Annotated in this window: 19 protein-coding genes; 10 read left to right on the forward strand and 9 right to left on the reverse strand. The window is 67.4% G+C overall.

Annotation, left to right across the window (positions count from 1 at the left end; all coding sequences use genetic code 11):
- Positions 1-4: 4 nt before the first annotated feature.
- The 5 genes from BLS74_RS12205 to BLS74_RS12225 form a co-directional block, all read right to left on the reverse strand.
- Positions 5-1,465 carry a DEAD/DEAH box helicase gene (locus tag BLS74_RS12205; protein ID WP_093106290.1) on the reverse strand — a complete coding sequence of 487 codons (1,461 nt, stop codon included), beginning with the start codon at positions 1,463-1,465 and terminating at the stop codon, positions 5-7.
- A 119-nt stretch (positions 1,466-1,584) separates the two neighbouring features.
- Entirely contained in the window at positions 1,585-2,475 is an 891-nt protein-coding gene (locus tag BLS74_RS12210; protein ID WP_093106292.1) for a KPN_02809 family neutral zinc metallopeptidase, read from the reverse strand.
- 13 nt (positions 2,476-2,488) lie between these two features.
- The gene (gene dcd / locus BLS74_RS12215; RefSeq protein ID WP_093106295.1) at positions 2,489-3,055 is read right to left on the reverse strand and encodes a dCTP deaminase; all 567 of its coding nucleotides are present in this window, start codon (positions 3,053-3,055) and stop codon (positions 2,489-2,491) included.
- A gap of 7 nt (positions 3,056-3,062) precedes the next feature.
- Positions 3,063-3,719, reverse strand: coding sequence for a TetR/AcrR family transcriptional regulator (locus BLS74_RS12220; RefSeq protein WP_093106297.1), 657 nt, complete (start codon positions 3,717-3,719; stop codon positions 3,063-3,065).
- A 30-nt stretch (positions 3,720-3,749) separates the two neighbouring features.
- Positions 3,750-5,042, reverse strand: coding sequence for an SUMF1/EgtB/PvdO family nonheme iron enzyme (locus tag BLS74_RS12225; RefSeq protein WP_093106300.1), 1,293 nt, complete (start codon positions 5,040-5,042; stop codon positions 3,750-3,752).
- A 165-nt stretch (positions 5,043-5,207) separates the two neighbouring features.
- Between BLS74_RS12225 and BLS74_RS12230 the strand changes: the two genes are divergently transcribed.
- The 3 genes from BLS74_RS12230 to BLS74_RS12240 are packed head-to-tail and all read left to right on the forward strand — an operon-like array spanning position 5,208 to position 7,800.
- Positions 5,208-5,747 (forward strand): TRAP transporter small permease subunit, encoded by a 540-nt coding sequence (locus BLS74_RS12230; protein ID WP_093106303.1) that lies wholly within the window; start codon positions 5,208-5,210, stop codon positions 5,745-5,747.
- Between the two features lie 53 nt (positions 5,748-5,800).
- Entirely contained in the window at positions 5,801-7,342 is a 1,542-nt protein-coding gene (locus BLS74_RS12235; protein ID WP_093106305.1) for a TRAP transporter large permease, read from the forward strand.
- Positions 7,339-7,800, forward strand: a complete 462-nt coding sequence (locus BLS74_RS12240; RefSeq protein ID WP_093106308.1) for a hypothetical protein — start codon at positions 7,339-7,341, stop codon at positions 7,798-7,800. Before BLS74_RS12235 ends, BLS74_RS12240 begins: the two co-directional genes overlap by 4 nt.
- 34 nt (positions 7,801-7,834) lie before the next feature.
- Here BLS74_RS12240 and dctP read toward each other — a convergent pair whose 3' ends face one another.
- The 4 genes from dctP to xseB all read right to left on the reverse strand — a co-directional run bounded on the left by dctP (position 7,835) and on the right by xseB (position 12,083).
- Positions 7,835-8,914, reverse strand: coding sequence for a TRAP transporter substrate-binding protein (gene dctP, locus BLS74_RS12245; RefSeq protein WP_093106310.1), 1,080 nt, complete (start codon positions 8,912-8,914; stop codon positions 7,835-7,837).
- Between the two features lie 89 nt (positions 8,915-9,003).
- Positions 9,004-10,887 (reverse strand): 1-deoxy-D-xylulose-5-phosphate synthase, encoded by a 1,884-nt coding sequence (dxs, locus tag BLS74_RS12250; RefSeq protein ID WP_093106313.1) that lies wholly within the window; start codon positions 10,885-10,887, stop codon positions 9,004-9,006.
- A gap of 15 nt (positions 10,888-10,902) precedes the next feature.
- The gene (locus tag BLS74_RS12255) at positions 10,903-11,820 is read right to left on the reverse strand and encodes a polyprenyl synthetase family protein (RefSeq protein ID WP_093106315.1); all 918 of its coding nucleotides are present in this window, start codon (positions 11,818-11,820) and stop codon (positions 10,903-10,905) included.
- Positions 11,817-12,083 (reverse strand): exodeoxyribonuclease VII small subunit, encoded by a 267-nt coding sequence (xseB, locus tag BLS74_RS12260; protein WP_093106838.1) that lies wholly within the window; start codon positions 12,081-12,083, stop codon positions 11,817-11,819. The genes BLS74_RS12255 and xseB overlap by 4 nt, the downstream gene beginning before the upstream one ends.
- Before the next feature lie 182 nt (positions 12,084-12,265).
- Between xseB and BLS74_RS12265 the strand changes: the two genes are divergently transcribed.
- From BLS74_RS12265 to BLS74_RS12295, 7 genes are read left to right on the forward strand one after another with little or no spacing between them, the layout of a single operon-like run.
- The gene (locus BLS74_RS12265; protein ID WP_093106318.1) at positions 12,266-13,402 is read left to right on the forward strand and encodes an aromatic ring-hydroxylating oxygenase subunit alpha; all 1,137 of its coding nucleotides are present in this window, start codon (positions 12,266-12,268) and stop codon (positions 13,400-13,402) included.
- 9 nt (positions 13,403-13,411) lie between these two features.
- Positions 13,412-14,344 (forward strand): DMT family transporter, encoded by a 933-nt coding sequence (locus BLS74_RS12270; protein ID WP_170855587.1) that lies wholly within the window; start codon positions 13,412-13,414, stop codon positions 14,342-14,344.
- A gap of 10 nt (positions 14,345-14,354) precedes the next feature.
- Positions 14,355-15,266, forward strand: coding sequence for a sulfurtransferase (locus BLS74_RS12275; RefSeq protein WP_093106320.1), 912 nt, complete (start codon positions 14,355-14,357; stop codon positions 15,264-15,266).
- Entirely contained in the window at positions 15,263-15,817 is a 555-nt protein-coding gene (locus BLS74_RS12280; RefSeq protein WP_093106323.1) for a DUF2796 domain-containing protein, read from the forward strand. Before BLS74_RS12275 ends, BLS74_RS12280 begins: the two co-directional genes overlap by 4 nt.
- A complete protein-coding gene (locus BLS74_RS12285; protein ID WP_093106325.1) occupies positions 15,814-16,521 on the forward strand; it encodes an ABC transporter ATP-binding protein in 708 nt (235 codons plus the stop codon). The genes BLS74_RS12280 and BLS74_RS12285 overlap by 4 nt, the downstream gene beginning before the upstream one ends.
- Positions 16,518-17,780: an ABC transporter permease gene (locus tag BLS74_RS12290; RefSeq protein WP_093106328.1), complete on the forward strand. Its 1,263-nt coding sequence runs from the start codon at positions 16,518-16,520 to the stop codon at positions 17,778-17,780. Before BLS74_RS12285 ends, BLS74_RS12290 begins: the two co-directional genes overlap by 4 nt.
- Before the next feature lie 2 nt (positions 17,781-17,782).
- Positions 17,783-18,388, forward strand: coding sequence for a DUF3299 domain-containing protein (locus tag BLS74_RS12295; protein WP_093106330.1), 606 nt, complete (start codon positions 17,783-17,785; stop codon positions 18,386-18,388).
- The last annotated feature ends 160 nt before the right edge of the window (positions 18,389-18,548 follow it).

Consider the following 18,548-nt stretch of genomic DNA (forward strand, 5'->3'; position numbering starts at 1 on the left):
GCCCCTAATTCGGCTGTGCTGCGGTCTTGAACAGCGCCGCGACCTTGCGCTTGCTCTTGATGTTGCTCGAGATGCCGCGCGAAGGCGTGGTCTTGGCGGCCGCTTCCCAGGCCGGCGCGGCTTCGCGCTCCGGCGTTTCGTAGGGCTGCTCGAAGAAGGGATCGCGCGGTGTCGCGGGTGCGCGGTGCGGCCGGCCACTGCGCACAGGACGGGCTTCGCTGCGTTCGCGCGGCTGGTCGAGCACGTCGCGCGCATCGCCGGCCTCGCCTTCGTCGCGCCAGTGGCGGCGGCCGTCGTTGATGCGGCCGCGCGGGCGGTCTTCCTCGAACTCGATCGGTTCCAGCTCGATCTTCTTCTTGATCAGCTTCTCGATGTCGGCCACCAGGCGCACGTCGTTGCCGCCGCTCGCGAAGCTCACCGCCAGGCCGGAGGCGCCGGCGCGGCCGGTGCGGCCGATGCGGTGCACGTAGTCTTCGGCGTTGAACGGAATGTCGAAGTTGAAGACCGCCGGCACGTCCTTGATGTCGAGGCCGCGCGCCGCGACGTCGGTGGCCACCAGCAGGTCGACCTCGCCGGCCTTGAAGGCCGCGAGCGCCTTCAGGCGCTCGTCCTGGCTCTTGTCGCCGTGCAGGGCGGTGGTATTCAAGCCTTCGCGTTCGAGCGAACGCGCAAGCCGCGCGCAGCCCAGCTTGCTGTTGACAAAGACGAAGGCTTGCTTGAGGCCGCGCTGCTTCAGGATCTGCTTGAGCGCGCGGCGCTTGTCGTCGTCGCTCACGCTGTAGAAATGCTGTTCGACGGTGGAAGCGGTTTCGTTCGGCCGCGCCACCTCGATGGTGACCGGGTTCTGCAGGTAGCTGCCCGCGAGACGCTTGATCTCGGGCGAGAAGGTGGCCGAGAACAGCAAAGTGGTGCGCTGCTTGGGCAGGAACGAGAGGATGCGCTGCAGGTCGGGCAGGAAGCCGATGTCGAGCATGCGGTCGGCCTCGTCGAGCACCACGTATTCGACCTGGTTGAGCACCGCGTTCTTGGCTTCGATATGGTCCAGCAGCCGGCCCGGCGTGGCGACCAGCACCTCGACGCCCTTCTTGAGTTCCAGCGTCTGCGGCTTCATGTCGATGCCGCCGAACACCACCGCGCTGCGCAACTGGGTGTGCTTGGCGTAGAGCTTGACCTGCTGCGCCACCTGGTCCGCCAGCTCGCGCGTGGGCAGGAGCACCAGGGCACGCACCGGATGGCGCGCCGGCGAGGTCGAGCTGTTCTCGTGCTTGAGCATGCGCTGCAAAAGCGGCAGCGAGAAGGCAGCGGTTTTCCCGGTGCCGGTCTGCGCCGCGCCCATCACGTCCTGGCCCGCGAGGACCACCGGAATGGCCTGCTCCTGGATCGGCGTCATGGTTTCGTAGCCCATTTCGGCCACGGCGCGCGCCAGCGGTTCGGCCAGGGAAAGATTGGAGAAGGAGCTTGTCATGAAGCCGGGTATTGTCGCACTGCGGCAAAAGACGGCGATGACAGTGCGGTGACTGCGATGCCTGCTATCTTTTCGATAGCAGGCATCGCAGTAAAAACGGGCCATCGAGGCCCTGCGCCTCAAAGATTGCGGGTATTGAAAGTGTCGCAGGCCTTCATCGAACCACTCTTCAGCCCGGTCGTGAACCAGCGCTGGCGCTGGGCGCTGGTGCCGTGGGTGAAGCTGTCGGGCACCACCGCCCGGCCGGCCGAACGCTGCAGCGCGTCGTCGCCGATCTTCGCGGCGGCGTTCATCGCCGACTCCACGTCGCCCTGCTCGAGGATCTGGCGCGCGTTCTGCGCCTTGTTGGCCCAGACGCCGGCGAAACAGTCGGCTTGCAGTTCGACGCGCACGCTCAGCGCATTGCTGTCGGCCTGGCTGATGCGGCCGCGCATCGAATCGACCTTGCCCGTGATGCCGAGCTGGTTCTGCACATGGTGGCCGACCTCATGCGCGATCACGTAGGCCTGCGCGAACTCGCCCGGGGCGCCGAGTTCGCGCTTCAGGGTGTCGAAGAAGCCGAGATCGATGTAGACCTTCTGGTCACCCGGACAGTAGAAGGGACCCATGGCGCTCTGGCCGGTGCCGCAGGCCGTGGGCGTGGCGCCGCGGAACAACACCAGCCTGGGCTGGCGGTAGGTCGAACCGGCCTGCTGGAAGATCGGGGTCCAGACGTCCTCGGTGTCGGCCAGCACGACCGAGACGAAGCGTGCCGCCTCGTCGTTGGCCGGCGGCGCCGGAGCCCGCTGCTGCTGCTGCTGCTGCTGGACGATCGGCGCTTCGCCGCCGCCGGCGAACATGCTGAGCAGCGTGAGCGGATTGATGCCGAAGATCCAGCCCGCAAGCAGTGCCACGACGATGGTGCCGATGCCGACACTCCGCCCGCCGATCGGCAAGCCGCCGAAGCCCCCGCCGCCTTCGTCCCGGCGGTCTTCCACGTTGTCGGATTCGCGGTTGCCTTCCCACTTCATGACGCTCTCCTGCTCAGGCCTTCGGCAGTGTCACACCCCGCTGGCCCTGGTACTTGCCGCCGCGGTCTTTGTAGCTCGTTTCGCAGACCTCGTCACTCTCGAAGAACAGCACCTGCGCGCAACCCTCGCCGGCATAGATCTTGGCCGGCAGCGGCGTGGTGTTGCTGAATTCCAGCGTCACGTAGCCTTCCCATTCGGGCTCGAAGGGCGTGACGTTGACGATGATGCCGCAGCGCGCATAGGTGCTCTTGCCCAGGCAGATGGTCAGCACGTTGCGCGGGATGCGGAAGTACTCCATCGTGCGTGCCAGCGCGAAGCTGTTGGGCGGGATGATGCAGCTGTCGCCATGGAAATCGACGAAGCTCTTCTCGTCGAAGTTCTTCGGATCGACCACCGTGCTGTGGATGTTGGTGAAGACCTTGAACTCGGGCGCGCAGCGGATGTCGTAGCCGTAGCTCGAGGTGCCGTAGCTGATGATGCGATGGCCGTCCTGCTCGCGGATCTGGCCTGGTTCGAAGGGCTCGATCATGCCGTTCTTCTCGGCCATGCGCCGGATCCATTTGTCGCTCTTGATGCTCATGTGAGGTCTACGCTGCGGGGGTGCCGCGGATTGTGGCATGCCGCTGATCGGCCGCGAGCGCCTCCGGAAGCGTCACGGCCCGAACGCCGCCGAAGAAGAGTTCGGACACCATCGCGCCGATCGCGTCGTGATCGAGTTCGCGCCCCGGCTTGAGCCAAGTGAACATCCAGTTGATCATGCCGAACAGCAGCATCGCCATCGGCTTGCCGAGCTTGCTTTGCGGATCCTCGCCGCGCACCTCGGCGATGGTGCGCGCGAAGGCCGCGACCACGCGCCGCTCCACGTTCAAGATGCGCTCCTGGTCCTCTTCGCGCAGGAAGCGCACGTCTTCGGTCAGCACGCGCTGGGCGTTCTGGGCAATCGCGTACTCCGCAACGAAGCGCCGGATGAGTTCGGCGAGCCGGGCCTCGGGCGCCTGGTGCTCGCGCAGCACCTCCTGCACCACCGACTCGAGCCTCTGCACGTGCTCCTCGGCGATGCGCACCGCCAGGTCGTGCTTGTCGCGCACGTAGTGATAGAGCGTGGCCTTCGACACGCCGCAGGCTGCGGCCACCTCGTTCATCGAAGTACCCGCAAAGCCGCGCTGCGCGAACAGCTGCGCCGCATTGGAAAGAATCATTTCTCGCTGGCCGTCGTAGCCGGCCGGGTCACGCACGCGAGCCATTCGGCAGCGCCCTTTCCGTTGATGTTGTTGTCAATATGCGCAAGTGCGGAACCCGAAGAAACCGTCGTCGCGCTGCGGCATCGCAAAGCCGCGGCGCTTCGGCGAGCGCAGGCGCGCGCGCGTGGCGAGCGATGCGCCGCGCAGCACGTGGGCCTGGCCGAAGACCGGCTGCGGATCGAACTCGGTGCCGCCGCTCCAGGGATCGGCACGGAAGCCCGGCCAGGGCTTCAGCGTGCCCGCGGTCCATTCATGGACGTCGGCCCAGCGGAAGCCGCGGCGCGCGGCGGTGTGGGCCGCGATTTCCCACTCCACCTCGGTCGCAAGACGGCGCCCGGCCCAGCGCGCCCAGGCATCGGCCTCCCACCAGGCCACGTGCACCGCGCTCTGGTTGCCCGCCGCGCGCACCGTGCGGCCGAAACGCTGCTGCAGCACGGAACCGCCGGCGCCATGGCGCGCGGCGCCGATCTGGGCCACATGGCGCGGGCCGCGCCGCCCTTCGGCCTGCCGCTCGAGCCACAGGAGTCCTTCGGGATGCCACAAGTCCTCGCGGTCGTAGCCGCCGTCGTCGACGAATTCCACGTACTGGCTCCAGGTGACGGGCTGGGCGTCGATCTCGAACTCCGGCACTTCGACCTGGAGCACGCCTCGCTCCTGCGCGAACGCGAAGCCGGCATCGGCCACGCCCAGCTCCCAGGCGGTGGCCGGCATGAGGAGCGGCTCGCGCTCGACCGCGGCCGGCTCCTGCTCGATGCCCAGCGGCAAACCCAGCGTCTGGGCCATCACCACCAGTTGCTCACCGCGCAAGTCTTCGTGGAACAGCGCGAGCCGGTAGAAGTAAAGACCGGTATCGGTCTCGACTGCATGTTCGAGCAGTTCGAGCGTGCTTTCCAGCGTGTCGAGCAGATAGGCCTTGGTCTGCGCGAGATCGGGCAGCTGGGGCGACCAGCGGTCCACCCAGGCGATCTGCGCCGGATTCCAGCACGCGTCGGCCTGCGGTTCGATCGCAGCCAGCCGCGTCGGACGCACCGGGCAGTCGACGCCGAAGGCGCGCTGGGTATTGCGCCCGATCCACCATTCCGCGAACCAGCCGATGTGGCCGGCCAACCACACCGGCGGCTCGACCCCGTCCTGGCGGGGAACGGCCAACGCAGCAGAACCCAGCGCCTGTTCGTAAAGCGAAAGCAGATGCAGCGTGTGATTGCGCGCATCGATCAGCGCCAGCGAGAGCAGTTCGCGGCCCGCACGACGCATGTCGGGCGAGTCGATCGAAAAAGGCAGGCTGGGGGTGCCGAAGGGCGTGCTGGACGGCGGGCTCGAAGGCATGGGCCATTATGGCCACCTGCCTTGCGGCTCGCTACGGCCATGGAACTCCACGGGTAAACCCGTCGCTCGCGCCCTGTCGAGGCCTTGCAGCACGGCGTTACCATTGCGGGCTTTGCGCCGACCTCCCCGACTGGCGCCAGAATTTTTCCCGCAGGGAGACAAGCCTTGTCCGCATTCCTCAAATTCGCGCTGGCCATGGACTGGATCAGTGCCCAGTTCGGCAAGGTGGCGGCGTGGGCCGTCCTCGCCGCCTCGGTGATCTCCGCCGGCAACGCCTTCGTGCGCTACGGCCTGGACTTCAGCTCCAATGCGTGGCTCGAGATCCAGTGGTACCTGTTCGCCGCCACCGTGATGCTCGGCGCGCCGCTCGTGCTCAAGCTCAACGAACACGTGCGCGTGGACATCATCTACGGCAAGCTCAGGCGCAACGGCCCGGTGTATGTCGACCTCTTCGGCCTGGTCTTCTTCCTGCTGCCGGTGATGGGCCTGCTCTTCTGGCTGACCCTCCCCTTCTTCCTCGGCATGCTCAGGAGCGGTGAGATGTCGGGCAACATCGGCGGCCTCATCCGCTGGCCCGCGGCCTTGATGATGCCGCTGGGCTTCGGCGCCATGTTCCTGCAGGGCGTGGCGGAAATCATCAAGCGCGTCGCCTACCTGCGCGGCCTGATCGAGATGGACACGCACTACGAGAAGCCGGTGCAGTGAGCACCGCCGCCACGAGTCCCCGCTGTCCCACGCACCGCTTCGCAGGATAAGAAATGCAGATGGAAAATTTCGCCCCAATCATGTTCGCGGGGCTGATCGTGATCATGCTGATCGGTTTTCCGGTCGCGTTTTCGCTCTCGGCGCTGGGCCTGCTCAGCGGCTTCATCGCGATCGAGATGGGCTGGTTCCCGGCCGGCTTCATGGCCAACCTGCCGCTCAACGTGTTCGGCATCCTGTCCAACGAGACGTTGCTGGCAATCCCCTTCTTCACGCTGATGGGCTCCGTGCTCGAGAAGTGCGGCCTGGCCGAGGACATGCTCGACTCGATGGGCCAGCTCTTCGGCCCGGTGCGCGGCGGCCTCGGCTACTCGGTGATCATCGTCGGCTTCATCCTCGGCGCCATCACCGGCACCGTGGCCGGCCAGGTGATCGCGATGGCGATGATCTCGCTGCCGGTGATGATGCGCTACGGCTACAACATGCGCTACTCCACCGGCGTGCTGGCGGCCTCGGGCACCATCACGCAGCTGGTGCCGCCTTCCCTCGTGCTGATCGTCATGGCCGACCAGCTCGGCACCGACGTCGGCCAGATGTACAAGGGCGCGTGGGGGCCCTCGATCCTGCAGGTGCTGATCTTCGCGCTCTACACCTTCCTGGTTTCGCGCATCCGCCCGAGCTACGTGCCCGGCGTGCCGGTCACCGCACGCACGCTCGTCGGCTGGGCGCTGTGGGGCAAATGCCTGCGCGGCATCATCCCTTCGGCCATCCTGATCTTCGCCGTGCTCGGCTCGATGGGCGGCCTGCCCTTCATGGAGCATGCGATCGCGACGCCGACCGAGGCCGGCGCGATGGGCGCCGTCGGCTCGCTGCTGCTGGCCGCGCTCCACCGGCGGCTCAACTGGCCGATGCTCAAGGAAGCGATGAACGGCACCATGCGCCTCACCGCCATGGTGATCTTCATCCTGATCGGCTCGCGCGTGTTCTCGCTCGTGTTCCAGGGCGTGGACGGCGCGAAGTGGATCGAGCACATGCTCTCGGGCCTGCCCGGCGGACAGATCGGCTTCCTGATCGTCGTCAACATCTTCGTCTTCTTCCTGGCCTTCTTCCTCGACTTCTTCGAGATCGCCTTCATCATCTTGCCGATGCTCGGGCCGGTCGCGGCCAAGCTCGGCATCGACATGGTGTGGTTCGGCGTGCTCTTGTGCGTGAACATGCAGACCTCCTTCATGCATCCGCCCTTCGGCTTCGCGCTGTTCTACCTGCGCGGCATCGCCGACACGCTGTTCAAGAACAACGCGCTGCCGCGCAAGATCGATTCGCGCGACATCTACCTGGGCGCGATCCCGTGGGTCGGGCTGCAGCTGCTGCTTGTGGCGATCGTGATCTTCTTCCCGCAGGCCGTTACCGTGTTCCTCGACAAGAAGATCGAGGTCGACGTCGACAAGGTGCAGCTCGAGATGCCGGCCGACTCGCAGGGGCCGGGCAGCAGCATCAACATGGAAGATCCGTTCGGCACCCAGAAGCCGGCCGAGCCCGACGCCCTACCGATGCCGGAGCCCGAGCCCCCGAGCCCTAGCGCCGACAAGAAGCAGTGAGCGACGCAGTCGACGCCCCTGTCGCGCTGGAGAGCCCGGCCTACCCGCCTTTCGTGCGAACGCTGGCGGTCGTTCTGGTGATCGACCTGATCGGCTTCGGCCTCTGGAGCCTGCCGTCGCTGCGGAGCGTCGACTGGTCCACGCCCAGCCTCCTGGTTTTTGGAGTGGCGGCCATGTGCATCCTCTGGGTCGGCTACTGGATCGTCTACAGCCGCACGCGCCTCGAAGGCGATGTGCTCACGCAGACCTGGCTCTGGACCAAGCGCGAGCATGCGGCCGACGTGGCGCAACTCAAGCTCGTGCACTGGCGCTGGCTCGAGCGTGTCATTGCGCCGCGCCTGCTGGTGCGCCGCCGCAATGGCGCCGTCACCTGGTTCCATTCGGCCGACGCGCGGCTGCTCACGGGCTTTGCCGAACGCGTCGCCGAGCGCATCGCCATGAAAAAAACCCCGCCGTAACCGGCGGGGTTTTTTGTCTTGAAGCGAAGCACGCTCAGAGCTTCTGCTGCTGCATGAAGCGATCGTAGGTGCCTTCGGTGAAGCGGAACCAGGCATTCTGGTCGGCCAGGAACTTGGCGTAGTCGGTGTAGACCTTCTTCCACTCCGGGTTGCTGTTGTTCAGGTCCGCGTAGATCTGCTGGGCCGACTTGAAGGCTGCGTTCATCACGTCCTGCGTGAAGGGGCGCAGCTTGGTGCCGGAACCGACCAGCTGCTTGAGCGCGATCGGGTTCTTGGCATCGTACTTGGCCGTCATCGTGACGTGGGCATGCGCAGCAGCCACCTCGACCACCGCCTTGTATTCGGCCGACAGGCCTTCCCATGCCTTGCTATTGATATAGAAGTCCAGCTGCGGGCCGCCTTCCCACCAGCCGGGGTAGTAGTAGAACGGCGCGACCTTGTTGAAGCCGAGCTTCTGATCGTCGTACGGGCCGACCCACTCGAGCGCGTCGATCGTGCCCTTCTCGAGCGCGGGATACAGGTCGGCGCCCGGGATCGATTGCGGGATCATGCCGAAGGGCTCGAGCACCTTGCCCGCGATCGGGTTGGTGCGGAACTTCAAGCCCTTCAGGTCGGCGACCGACTTGATTTCCTTGCGGAACCAGCCGCCCATCTGCGCGCCCGTATTGCCGCCCGGCAGACTGAAGACGTTGTACTTGGCGTAGAACTCGCGCATCAGCTTCAGGCCGTTGCCTTCGTACATCCATGCGTTCATCTGGCGCGTGTTCATGCCGAAGGGCACCGCACAGCCCAACGCGAAGGTCGGGTCCTTGCCGTAGAAGTAGTACGGCGCGGTGTGCGCCATCTCGACCGAAGCGTTCTGCACGCCGTCGAGCACACCCAAGGCCGGCATCAGCTCACCACTGGCATGCACCGAGATCTGGAACTTGCCGCCCGTAATGTCGCTCACCTTTTTCGAGAACGTCTCGGCCGTTCCGAAGATGGTGTCCAGCGACTTCGGGAAGCTGGATGCCAGACGCCAGCGAACCGCGGCCTGCGCATGGACTGCCGGCGCGATGCCGGCAGCGAGGACGCCGGCGATGCCTGCGTTTTTGATGAGGGAACGACGATCCATTGAATTCACTCCGAGTGCATTGAAAAACGAGAACGCGGCTTGTGGCCGCGTTGCTGACTTGTTGAGTCGAGCGCGATTGTAAAAAGTGCTTACACCGTGCCGGGGGGGGTTTTCCCTGCGGCAGACGCATCGCCGAAGCGCTGCCGGATCGATTGCTCGATGCCCGCCGCATCGAGGCCGATGCTGGCCAGCAGCTTGGCCGGGTCGCCATGCTCGATGAAGCGATCGGGCAGGCCGAGTTGCAGCACGGGCTTGTCCACCTGCGCGGCCTGCAAGGCTTCCAGCACGGCGCTGCCCGCGCCGCCCATGACGGCACCCTCCTCGATCGTCACGATGGCATCGTGCGTGCCGGCCACCTGCAGCAGCAGCTCGACGTCGAGCGGCTTGGCCCAGCGCATGTTGAGCACCGTGGCATCGAGCGCCTCTGCGGCCTTCAGCGCCGGATAGAGCAAGGTGCCGAAAGCGAGGATGGCGATGCGCCGGCCTTCGCGGCGGACTTCGCCCTTGCCGAAGGGCAGCGCGTCGAGCGTGAGACCGGGCGTGACGCCGGCGCCCGCGCCGCGCGGATAGCGCACCGCCACCGGATGGCTCTGCGCGAAGGCGCTGGAGAGCAGCTGCCGGCACTCGGCCTCGTCCGCCGGGCAGGCCAGGCTCATGTTGGGAATGCAGCGGATGAAGGCGATGTCGTAGGCGCCCGCATGCGTGGCGCCGTCGGCACCCACCAGGCCGGCGCGGTCGAGCGCGAACACCACCGGCAGGTTCTGGATCGCAACGTCGTGGATCAGCTGGTCGTAGGCGCGCTGCAGGAAGGTCGAATAGATCGCGACCACCGGCTTGAGCCCTTCGCAGGCCAGGCCGGCCGCGAAGGTGACCGCATGCTGCTCGGCGATGCCGACGTCGTAGTAGCGCTCGGGAAAGCGCTGCTCGAACTCGACCAGCCCCGAGCCCTCGCGCATCGCGGGCGTGATGCCGACCAGCCGGCCGTCCTGCGCGGCCATGTCGCACAGCCAGCTGCCGAAGACCTGCGTGAAGGTCTGCTTGGGCGCAGTGGCGGGCTTGACGAGGCCGACCGCCGGATCGAACTTGGAAGGCCCGTGGTAGGCCACCGGATCGGCCTCGGCCAGCTTGTAGCCCTGGCCCTTCTTGGTGACCACGTGCAGGAACTGCGGGCCTTCGAGATGCTTGAGATTCTCGAGCGTCGGCACCAGCGAATCGATGTCGTGGCCGTCGATCGGGCCGACGTAGTTGAAGCCGAATTGCTCGAACAGCGTGGCCGGCACCACCATGCCCTTGGCATGCTGCTCGAAGCGCTTGGCCAGCTCGAACAGCGGCGGCGCGGCGCGCAGCACGGTCTTGCCGACGTTCTTGGCCGCGGCGTAGAAGTTGCCGCTCATGAGCTGCGCGAGGTAGCGGTTGAGCGCGCCGACCGGCGGGCTGATCGACATGTCGTTGTCGTTCAGGATCACCAGCAGCTTGCAGTGGCAGACCCCCGCGTTGTTGAGCGCCTCGAAGGCCATGCCGGCGGTCAGCGCGCCGTCGCCGATGATCGCGACCGCGTGGCGGTCCTCGCCCTTCTGCTTGGCCGCCATCGCCATGCCGAGCGCGGCCGAGATGCTGGTCGACGAATGCGCGGTGCCGAAGGTGTCGTACTCGCTCTCGGTGCGTTGCGGAAAGCCAGAGATGCCGCCGATCTGGCGCAGCGTGGGCATGCGCTCGCGCCGGCCGGTCAGGATCTTGTGCGGATAGGTCTGGTGGCCCACGTCCCACACCAGCCGGTCGTGCGGCGTGTTGAACACATGGTGCAGCGCGACCGTGAGCTCGACCGTGCCGAGGTTGGAGCTCAGGTGCCCGCCGGTGCGCGACACGTTGTCGAGCACGCAGCTGCGCACTTCGTCGGCCAGCTGCTTGAGCTGCGCGCGGTCGAACTGCCGCAGGACGGAAGGATCGTGGATCGTGGGGAGCAACGGAGCCATGGGGAGACTTTTTTGTTATCGGTCGCGGTCCACGACCATGTGGGCCAGCGCGCGCAGCGCGCCGGTATCGGCCAGCGTGCTGCGATCGAGCGCGGCCAGCGCCTGGGCCAGCAGTTCGCGGGCCTGGGCCCGCGCGCCGTCGAGGCCGAGCAGGGACACGTAGGTGGGCTTGTCGCTCGCGGCGTCCTTGCCGGCGGTCTTGCCCAGGGTCTGCGAATCGGCGACGACGTCGAGGATGTCATCCACCACCTGGAAGGCGAGGCCGATGGCCGCACCGTAGTCGCGCAGCGCCGCGAGCGCATCGGCCGCGATGGTGCCGCCGCAAGCCGCGCCCATCTCGACGCTGCCCTGCAGCAGGGCGCCGGTCTTGAGCCGATGCATCTCGCGCAGCTGCGCCTCGTCGAGCGCCACGCCGACGCTCGCGAGATCGATGGCTTGGCCGCCGGCCATGCCCTGGCTGCCGGCCGCACGGGCCAACAGGCGGCACAGGGTCGCCTGCACCACGGGCGCGATGCCGTCGCCATCGGGCGTGAGCAATTCGAAGGCCAGCGCCTGCAAGGCATCGCCAGCCAGGAGTGCATCGGCTTCGCCGAACTTCACGTGCACGGTCGGCTTGCCGCGGCGCAGCACGTCGTTGTCCATGCACGGCAGGTCGTCGTGCACCAGCGAATAGGCATGGATCAGCTCGACCGCGCAGGCAGCGCGCAGCGCGGCCTCGGCCTGGCCGCCGACGGCCTCGCTGGCCGCGAACACCAGCAAGGGACGCAGCCGCTTGCCGCCGTCGAGCACGGCATAGCGCATCGCGTCGCCGAGCAGCACCGGCGCGTCGATGCCGACCCATTGCGACAGCGCGGCCTCGACGCGCGCCAGCTGCGGATCGCTCCACGCGGCAAGGCGTCGGGCATCCCAGCGCAAGGCATCCGCGACCGTCATTCGCCGGTCCAGACCTTGAGGCCGCCCGCGTCGAGCACCTTGATCTGGTCTTCGACCGCCTGCAGCTTGTCGCGGCAGAACGCGAGCAGCACCGCACCGCGCTGGTAGCTGCCGAGCAGCTGGTCGAGCGGCAACTGGCCCGATTCGAGTTCGGTCACCAGTTGTTCGAGTTCCTGGAGCCCAGCTTCGTAGCTTGCGGGCAGTGCACCGGTGTCGGGCGAGGCAGGCGGGGCCGGCGGAGAAATGGGAGGCACCTTGGGCATGCGGCGATCGGGGATGAAACCGGGCATTTTAGGGCGGGGGGCGTGAACCTATGCCCACGGGTACAATCCCAGGTCTCCCAAGCCGGCACCCGCCGGCATTTTTCACCGAGCCGTCGCACCCCTCTTCGACGGCAGCCTTCCGTTTTCTTTCTCTCCCTGTGGGGAGCTTGGTCAGGTCACCCATGTCTGATTTAAGTCTTCAACTGCAGCAGGCTTCGAGCCAACTCCCGGTTTCCGCGTACTTCGACGAGGCGCTCTATGCCCGCGAGCTGCAAACGCTTTTCGCCGCCGGCCCGCGCTACGTCGGCCACCGGCTCGCCGTGCCCGAGCCGGGCAACTACCACACCCTGCCGCAGGAGCAGCAGGGCCGCGCGCTGGTGCACACGCCCAAGGGCGTGGAGCTGGTTTCCAACGTGTGCCGCCACCGCCAGGCGCTGATTCTGCAGGGCCGCGGCGAGCTCGATGCCCAGACCGGCGGCAACATCGTCTGTCCGCTGCACCGCTGGACCTATGCGGCGGCCGACCCGCGCACCACCGGCCAGCTGATCGGCGCACCGCATTTCGAGCAGGACCCCTGCCTCAACCTGCACAACTACCCGCTGACCGAGTGGAACGGCCTCCTGTTCGAGAAGAACGGCACGGGCAGGAAGCGCGACATCGCGGCCGAACTCGCGAGCCTCGGCCCGCGCGCCGACCTCGATTTCGAGGGCTATGCGCTCGACCGCGTCGAGCTGCACGAGTGCAACTACAACTGGAAGACCTTCATCGAGGTCTACCTCGAGGACTACCATGTCGGCCCCTTTCATCCGGGCCTCGGCAGCTTCGTCACCTGCGACGACCTGCGCTGGGAATTCAATCGCTACTACTCGGTGCAGACGGTCGGCGTCGCCAACCGGCTCGGCCGCGCCGGCAGCCCGGTCTATCAGAAGTGGCAGGAGCAGCTGCTCAAGTACCGCGAGGGCAAGCCGCCCAAGTACGGCGCGATCTGGCTCACCTACTACCCGCACGTGATGATCGAGTGGTACCCGCACGTGCTCACGGTCTCGACCCTGCATCCGGTGAGCCCGCAGAAGACGCTCAACATGGTCGAGTTCTTCTATCCCGAGGAGATCGTCGCCTTCGAGCGCGAGTTCGTCGAGGCGCAGCAGGCCGCCTACATGGAGACCTGCGTGGAAGACGACGAGATCGCGGAGCGCATGGACGCCGGCCGCCGCGCGCTGATGCAGCGCGGCGACGACGAGAGCGGTCCCTACCAGAGCCCGATGGAAGACGGCATGCTGCAGTTCCATGAGTGGTACCGCCACGAGATGAAGGCTTAAGACCCCGCGATGCAGGCGCTCTGGATGGTGCTGGGCGCACTGATCTTCGCCACCATGGGCGTGTGCGTGAAGATCGCCTCGGCCTGGTTCACGAGCGCCGAGCTGGTGCTTTACCGCGGGCTGATCGGCATCGTCTTCCTCTGGGTGCTGGCGAGAAGCCGCGGCGTCACGCTGGCCACGCGCTACCCCGGCATGCACGCATGGCGCAGTTTGATCGGCGTGTTCTCGCTCGGCGCCTGGTTCTACGCGATCGCGCACATGCCGCTCGCCACCGCGATGACGCTCAACTACATGAGCAGCGTCTGGATCGCCGCCTTCCTGGTCGGGGGCGCCCTGCTCGCCTGGGTGCCGGTACCGGGCCGCGACGGACGCATACCGCGGCCGCCGCTGCAGGGCCCGCTGGTGCTCACCGTGCTCGCGGGCTTCGGCGGCGTGGTGCTGATGCTCAAGCCCACGGTGGGCGACAACCAGGGTTTTGCGGGGCTCATAGGGCTCTTGTCCGGGCTGACCGCCGCCTTCGCCTACATGCAGGTGGTGGCGCTCTCGCGGGCCGGCGAGCCCGAGGCGCGCACGGTGTTCTACTTCGCGCTCGGCTCCGCGGTGGCGGGCGGGCTGGCCGCCCTGCTGGGCGGCTTCACACCCTGGGCCGAATGGACCTGGCGCCATGCGCTGTGGCTGGTGCCGGTGGGCGTGTTGGCGGCGCTGGGACAGCTTTGCATGACGCGCGCCTATTCCAGTGCCAAGACCGAAAGCGGTACGCTGGTGGTCGCGAACCTGCAGTATTCGGGCATCGTCTTCGCGGCGATCTACAGCGTGCTGCTGTTCGGCGACCGCATCGACGCGGCCGGCTGGGCCGGCATGGCATTGATTGTCGTGAGCGGCATCGCCGCCACCGTGTTGCGCCAGCGCTCGCTGCCCAAGGCGCCTGCGGAAGAGCATTGAAGGAGCTCATATGTACACGACCCTGATTTCCGTCGACCAGCTCATGGCGCTGCAGGACAGCGGCGCTCCGCTGATGGTGTTCGACTGCAGCTTCGACCTGATGAAGCCCGAAGCCGGCGGCGAGCAGTACCGCGCGGCCCACATTCCCGGCGCGGTCTACGCCAATCTCGACACCGACCTGAGCGCGAAGCACGGCCTGCCCGGCGCGCGCGGCGAGGTGGTAATCGTGACGACGGACGAGGGCCCGCCGGCCTCGGGCGGGCGCCACCCGCTGCCCAGCCGCGAGAAGTTCGCGGCCTGGCTGTCCAGCGTCGGCTTTGGCAACAACATGCAGGCCGTGGTCTACGACCGCAACGGCGCCAACTACTGCGGCCGGCTCTGGTGGATGCTCAAGTGGATGGGGCACGAGGCCGTGGCCGTGCTCGACGGCGGGCTGCAGGCCTGGCAGGCGGCGGGCGGCGCAGTGACCGCCCGCGAAGAGCCCGCGCGCTTCCAGTCGAACTTCGTCGCCGGCACGCCCTTGCTCGCGCTCGCCGACACGCAGACCGTCGCCTCGCGGCTCGAGAAAGCTGACCAGACGCTGATCGATGCGCGCGCCGCAGCACGTTATCGCGGCGAGGTGGAACCTCTGGACCCGATCGCGGGTCACATCCCCGGGGCCCTGAACCGGCCCTTCACCGAAAACCTCGGTCCCGACGGCAAGTTCAAGCCGGCCGCCCAGTTGCGCGCCGAGTTCGAAGCGCTGCTGGCGGGGCGGGATCCCGCAACGGTCGTCCATCACTGCGGCAGCGGCGTGAGCGCCGTGCCCAACCTGCTCGCGATGCAGATCGCCGGGCTGGGGCCGACCGCGCTCTATGCCGGCAGCTGGAGCGAGTGGAGCAACACGGCGGGGCTGCCGACCCGGCAAGGTGCGAAAGCATGAATTTCCAACGCGCTTTTTCCGGTCTCGCGCTGGCGTCCCTGCTCGCGGCGGCGCCCTGGGCCACCATGGCGCAGACACAGCAACGCGCGCATGTGCACGGCCAGGTCAAGCTCGACGTCGCGATCGACGGGCCGGCGATCGTGATTGCGATGGAGTCGCCGCTCGAGAATTTCGTCGGCTTCGAGCATGCGCCGAAGACCGATGCCGAGAAGAAGACCGCGGAGGCTGCGGTCGCCCAGTTGCGCGCGGCCGACCAACTGTTCAAGATCGATCCGGCAGCCAACTGCAAGCTCGGCCCGATCGCACTGCAATCGACGGCGCTGGGCCTGGGCAAGACCGAGGCCGGCACCGGCGCCGCCGAAGGCCATGCCGACCTGGACGGCACCTTTGCCTTCAACTGCACCAATGCGGCAGCGGCGAAATTCATCGACATCGGCCTGTTCACCGCCTTCAAGGGCATGCGCCAGATCGATGCCCAGATCGTTTCACGCGAAGGCCAGTTCAAGCGCACGCTGAAACGACCGAATTCACGGCTGGCCTGGGGCAAGTGACTCCGGTTCTCAGCGTCGAGTCGCTGCGCTTCGCCTGGCCCGGCGCCGGCGCACCCTGCGTCGACATCGAGCGGCTCGAGATCGCGGCCGGCGAGGCCGTGTTCCTGCACGGTCCCAGCGGGTGCGGCAAGAGCACGCTGCTGTCGTTGCTGGCCGGCGTGCTGGTGGCCGGTGCAGGCCGCGTCACGCTGCTGGGCCGCGACTGGGCCGCGCTCTCGGGCAGCGCGCGCGACCGCAACCGGGTTGCGCATGTGGGCTACATCTTCCAGCAGTTCAACCTGCTGCCCTACCTCAGCGTGCTCGACAACGTGCTCCTGCCTTGCCGCTTCTCGGCCCGCCGCATGGCGCAGGCCTCGCGCGCGGGTTCGGCGCGGGTGCAGGCACAGCAGCTTCTGGAACGGATGGGTCTGGACGCCAGCCTGTGGCAGCGCCAGGCCATGCTGCTCTCGGTGGGCCAGCAGCAGCGCGTGGCGGCGGCGCGCGCGCTGATCGGCCAGCCGGAGGTCGTGATCGCCGACGAGCCGACCTCGGCGCTCGACGAAGACCGGCGCGAGGCTTTTCTCGACGTGCTGGTCGCGGCCTGCCAGGCCAGTCACAGCGCATTGGTGTTCGTGAGCCATGACCAGCGCATCGCGGCGCGCTTCGGCCGCCACATCCTCTTGCCCGATATCAATCGCGCCGCGGCCGTGGGAGCCGCTGCATGAAAGCCTTGTTCGGCATCGCCTGGAAGAGCGCCTGGAACCGCCGCTTCACGCTCGCGCTCACGGTGCTGTCGATCGCGCTGTCGACCTTCCTGCTGCTCGGCGTCGAACGCATCCGCACCGAGCTGCGCGAGAACTTCTCGTCCTCCGTCTCGGGCACCGACCTGATCGTGGGCGCGCGCACGGGCTCTTCGCAGCTCCTGCTCTACTCGGTGTTCCGCATCGGCGCCGCCACCAACAACATGCAGTGGAAGAGCGTGCAGGCGCTGGCCCAGCACCCGGGCGTGGACTGGGTCCTGCCGCTCTCGCTCGGGGATTCGCACCGCGGCTTTGCGGTGCTCGCGACCACGCCCGAGTACTTCCAGCACTTCCGCTACGGCGAGCGCCAGCCGCTGCAGCTGCGCGAAGGCACGGCCCTAGCCGAGCTCTTCGATGCGGTCGTCGGCGCCGAGGTGGCCGACCGGCTGGGCTACCACGTGGGCCAGAAGATCACGCTCGCGCACGGCAGCGGCGAGCTCAACGTGGCCGAGCACGCGGACAAGCCCTTCACGGTGGTGGGCGTGCTGGCGCGCACCGGCACGCCGGTCGACCGCACGGTGCACATCGGCCTGCCGGCGATGGAAGCCATCCATCTCGAATGGGCCGGCGGCGCGCCGCTGCCGGGCGTTCGGATTCCGGCCGAGCAGGTGCGCAAGTTCGATCTCACGCCCAAGAACGTGACCGCAGTGCTGGTCGGCCTCAAGAACCGCGCGGCGGTGTTCGGCGTGCAGCGCTGGGTCTCGACCTACCCCACCGAAGCGCTGATGGCCATCCTGCCGGGCGTGGCGCTCGACGAGCTCTGGAGCGTGGTCGGCATCGGCGAGAACGCACTCCTGCTGATGTCGGCGCTGGTCGCGCTGGTCAGCCTCGCCGGCCTGGTGTCGGTGGTGATGGCCGGCCTCAACGAACGCCGCCGCGAGCTCGCGGTGCTGCGCGCGGTAGGTGCCAGCCTGCGCCACGTGCTGGCGCTGCTGGCGCTCGAAGGCGCACTGGTCACGCTGCTGGGCGTGGCGATCGGCGTGGTCTTGGCGGTGCTCGGCATCGCCCTGCTCGCGCCATGGCTGCAGGCCCAGTTCGGCCTCGCGCTTCGCCTCAGCGAACCTACACTGAACGAATGGATACTGCTCGCCAGCCTGCTCGCAGCCGGCTGGCTGGCCAGCCTGCTGCCGGGCGTGCGCGCCTACAGACTCTCGCTGGCCGATGGACTCTCCCCGAGGATTTGAAGATGAAGAAGACGATGCTGCGCCCCCTGCTCATGACCCTGTGCACCGCCGCTGCAACCGCGGCCTTCGCGGCCGACCCCGCGCCGCAGGCGACCTCGCCGACCAATCCGATCGGCGGCAAGGCCGCTGCCGCCAAGCCCGCGGCGGGCCAGCCCCGGCTCATCTCGTGGGAAGAGCTGGTGCCCAAGGACTGGGACCCGATGAAGGAATTCAAGGGCATGGACCTGAGCAAGCTCGAAGACGGCGATCCGCGCGCCAACGACCTGCTGCTGAAGATGCAGGAGGTCTCGAACAACGCGCCGACCAATCCGGCGATGAACGGCGTCGAGGTGAAGATCCCGGGCTTCATCGTGCCGCTCGAGGAGAACAAGGGTGAGGTCACCGAGTTCCTGCTGGTGCCCTACTTCGGCGCCTGCATCCACACGCCGCCGCCGCCGGCCAATCAGATCCTGCACGTGCGCCCGCGCCAGGGTGCGAAGTTCCGCGCCATGGACACGGTGTGGGTCACCGGCAAGCTGCAGACCCTGCGCAACGACTCGATGATGGGCGTGAGCGGCTATCACGTCACGGCCGAGAGCGTGACCAAGTACACGGGCGGCGCCAAGTAGCTGCCAGCGCTGTCGCGCGGGGATCGCGTTCGTCCTACGCGCATGTCATGCAGACCCTCACAGGGTCGGCACGGTGCGATTTCTAGTGTGGCCCCTGGCGCAGGCACGCGGCTGCGCCGCCCACGAAATCCACCCACGACATCCCACCAAAGGAATCAGC

The organism is Variovorax sp. CF079 (assembly GCF_900101545.1).
Taxonomy (GTDB): domain Bacteria; phylum Pseudomonadota; class Gammaproteobacteria; order Burkholderiales; family Burkholderiaceae_C; genus Variovorax.

Coding starts and splice junctions, on each gene's coding strand:
- BLS74_RS12205 (WP_093106290.1), bottom strand. CDS start 1,465: ATGACAAGCTCCTTCTCCAATCTTTCCCTGGCCGAACCGCTGGCGCGC.
- BLS74_RS12210 (WP_093106292.1), bottom strand. CDS start 2,475: ATGAAGTGGGAAGGCAACCGCGAATCCGACAACGTGGAAGACCGCCGG.
- dcd (WP_093106295.1), bottom strand. CDS start 3,055: ATGAGCATCAAGAGCGACAAATGGATCCGGCGCATGGCCGAGAAGAAC.
- BLS74_RS12220 (WP_093106297.1), bottom strand. CDS start 3,719: ATGGCTCGCGTGCGTGACCCGGCCGGCTACGACGGCCAGCGAGAAATG.
- BLS74_RS12225 (WP_093106300.1), bottom strand. CDS start 5,042: ATGCCTTCGAGCCCGCCGTCCAGCACGCCCTTCGGCACCCCCAGCCTG.
- BLS74_RS12235 (WP_093106305.1), top strand. CDS start 5,801: ATGCAGATGGAAAATTTCGCCCCAATCATGTTCGCGGGGCTGATCGTG.
- dctP (WP_093106310.1), bottom strand. CDS start 8,914: ATGGATCGTCGTTCCCTCATCAAAAACGCAGGCATCGCCGGCGTCCTC.
- dxs (WP_093106313.1), bottom strand. CDS start 10,887: ATGGCTCCGTTGCTCCCCACGATCCACGATCCTTCCGTCCTGCGGCAG.
- BLS74_RS12255 (WP_093106315.1), bottom strand. CDS start 11,820: ATGACGGTCGCGGATGCCTTGCGCTGGGATGCCCGACGCCTTGCCGCG.
- xseB (WP_093106838.1), bottom strand. CDS start 12,083: ATGCCCAAGGTGCCTCCCATTTCTCCGCCGGCCCCGCCTGCCTCGCCC.
- BLS74_RS12265 (WP_093106318.1), top strand. CDS start 12,266: ATGTCTGATTTAAGTCTTCAACTGCAGCAGGCTTCGAGCCAACTCCCG.
- BLS74_RS12270 (WP_170855587.1), top strand. CDS start 13,412: ATGCAGGCGCTCTGGATGGTGCTGGGCGCACTGATCTTCGCCACCATG.
- BLS74_RS12275 (WP_093106320.1), top strand. CDS start 14,355: ATGTACACGACCCTGATTTCCGTCGACCAGCTCATGGCGCTGCAGGAC.
- BLS74_RS12280 (WP_093106323.1), top strand. CDS start 15,263: ATGAATTTCCAACGCGCTTTTTCCGGTCTCGCGCTGGCGTCCCTGCTC.
- BLS74_RS12290 (WP_093106328.1), top strand. CDS start 16,518: ATGAAAGCCTTGTTCGGCATCGCCTGGAAGAGCGCCTGGAACCGCCGC.
- BLS74_RS12295 (WP_093106330.1), top strand. CDS start 17,783: ATGAAGAAGACGATGCTGCGCCCCCTGCTCATGACCCTGTGCACCGCC.